General features: G+C 66.3%; 3 protein-coding genes. 2 read left to right on the top strand and 1 reads right to left on the bottom strand.

Annotation, left to right across the window (positions count from 1 at the left end; translation table 11 throughout):
• Nucleotides 1-294 (bottom strand): serine O-acetyltransferase (locus tag VF643_RS00790; protein WP_414713756.1); only part of this gene is annotated, 294 nt, incomplete at its 3' end.
• 151 nt (nucleotides 295-445) lie between these two features.
• Between VF643_RS00790 and VF643_RS00785 the strand changes: the two genes are divergently transcribed.
• Nucleotides 446-1,225 carry a sulfite exporter TauE/SafE family protein gene (locus VF643_RS00785; protein ID WP_331041455.1) on the top strand — a complete coding sequence of 260 codons (780 nt, stop codon included), beginning with the start codon at nucleotides 446-448 and terminating at the stop codon, nucleotides 1,223-1,225.
• 16 nt (nucleotides 1,226-1,241) lie between these two features.
• Entirely contained in the window at nucleotides 1,242-2,150 is a 909-nt protein-coding gene (locus tag VF643_RS00780; protein ID WP_331041454.1) for a hydrogen peroxide-inducible genes activator, read from the top strand.
• Nucleotides 2,151-2,299: the final 149 nt, after the last annotated feature.

Here is a 2,299-nt window from a genome sequence, read left to right as displayed (position 1 = left end):
GATCGTGACGTCGTTGCCGATCTCGGCAGTCTCACCGATCACCACGAAGCCGTGGTCGATGAAGAAGTTGCGCCCGATCGTCGCGCCCGGATGAATGTCGATCGCGGTCGTCATCCGCGACAGGTGATTGACCAGCCGCGCCAGGAAGAACAGCCGCGCCGTGTACAGGCGGTGCGCCACCCGGTGCCAGGCGAGCGCCCATACGCCCGGATAGGTCAGCACCTCGAGCCGGGAATGCGGGGCCGGATCGCGCGCGCGGATCGAATCGAGATAGGCAGTCAAACGATTCGCCATCGGCGGTCCCCTACGCGCAAGTGCGGGATTTAGTCCTTAGACGGGCGGATTACTAGAAGCGGGCCTCGCATGACCGCGACCGAGTAAAGTCTATCTTTGTTGTCGGATTTGCTCGGGTGCGCCACATCGACACGGTCACCGGGAGATCGACTTGGACGCGCTGAGCAATTTCGACTTTTCCGCCCTGCTGCCGTTCATCGCGGTGGGCTTCGCGGCGCAAGTCGTCGATGGTGCGCTCGGCATGGCGTTCGGGGTGATCTCGAACACTATGCTGCTGTGGATCGGGGTGCCGCCGGCCGCGGCGTCCGCCGGCGTGCACACCGTCGAGACCTTCACCACCGCCGTGTCGGGGATCAGCCATGCGCTTCACCGCAACGTCAACTGGACGCTGTTCCTGCGGCTGATGATCCCGGGCGTGATCGGCGGCGTTTGCGGTGCGTATCTGCTGTCGAACATCGACGCCGCGGTCGCGAAGCCGTTCATCCTCGCCTACCTCGCGGCGATCGGCGTCTACCTGCTGTGGCGGTCCCTGCGCTACCCGCCGACGATCCGCGAGCCCAAGATCGTCGAGCCGTTGGGGCTGATCGGCGGCTTCCTCGACGCGGCCGGCGGCGGCGGCTGGGGACCGGTGGTCACGTCGAACCTGCTGGTTCAGGGCGCATCGCCGCGGACCACCATCGGCACCGTCAATACCGCCGAGTTCTTCCTCACGCTCACCATCTCGATCACCTTCATCACGCAGCTCGGCTGGGCGGCGTTCACGATCGCGACGGTCGGCCTGTTGATCGGCGGCACGATCGCCGCCCCGGTCGGGGCGATCCTCGCGAAACGCATCGCGCCCAAGCGGCTGATGTTCCTGGTCGGCATCATCCTGACGATCACCAGCCTGTTCGGCCTGTGGAATGCGGTGATGCGCCACCACGCTGGATGATCTAGGGACCGGCCCCATGGCCGCGACCTACCTGCCCACCCTGAAACAGCTCCAGTATCTGATCGCGCTCCGCGACCATGGCCATTTCGGGCGTGCCGCGGAGGCATGCTTCGTGACCCAGTCCACGCTCTCGGCAGGTCTGCGCGAGCTGGAGACGCTGATCGGGGTGACGTTGGTCGAACGTACACGCCGCGTGGTCCGCTTCACCCCGCTCGGGGAGGCGATGACCGACAAGGCGCGCCGCGTGCTGCGCGAGGCGGAGGAGCTGGGCGACATGGCGCGTGCAGCCGGACGGCCGCTGTCGGGGGACATGCGGATGAGCGTCATTCCGACGATCGCGCCGTTCATGCTGCCGCGGATCCTGCCCCGCCTGCGTGCCGACTATCCCGACCTCAAACTCTACCTGCGCGAGGAATCCAGCGGCCCCGCCTGCGAAGGGCTGCACAACGGCCGCACCGATTGCGTGCTGCTCGCCCTGCCGTTCGCGTGCGGCGAGGTCGCGAGCCAGGCGCTGTTCGACGACCGTCTGTACGTCGCCTACCAGCCCCCCGACATGCCGAGCGCACCGCCGATGATCCCCGCGGCCCTGATCGACGAGACCAGGCTGTTGCTGCTCGAGGACGGGCATTGCCTGAAGGATCACGCGCTGTCGGCGTGCAATCGGCCCGAATTGCGTGCCGAGGCGACGATGCTTGGCACGTCGCTGCACACCATCGTGCAGATGGTCGATAACGGTCTCGGCGTGACGATGCTGCCGGAAATGGCGCTGAAGGGCGGGATTCTCGACCATACCAACGTCATCGCACGGCCGCTCGATGCGCCCAACGCGATGCGCCATATCGCGCTGGTGTGGCGCCGTGCCTCCCCGCGCGAACGCGACTTCCAGCTCCTCGCCGACATCCTGGCGGAAGCGCGCCTGCCCTGACGTGAGAAGGCAAACGCAACTATCGCGGTGTCGCCCCGTACCTGCATTGCCCAGGCGCAAAGACGCCGGCAGTCAATGGAGATTTGCGATGATGTCGACCAAGCACCTTCTTGCCGTTACCACTGCGATGGCGCTCGCGGCCTGCACGA

This window comes from Sphingomonas sp., assembly GCF_036387595.1.
Taxonomy (GTDB): Bacteria; Pseudomonadota; Alphaproteobacteria; order Sphingomonadales; family Sphingomonadaceae; genus Sphingomonas.
This window is presented reverse-complemented; position numbering and strand designations above follow the sequence as displayed.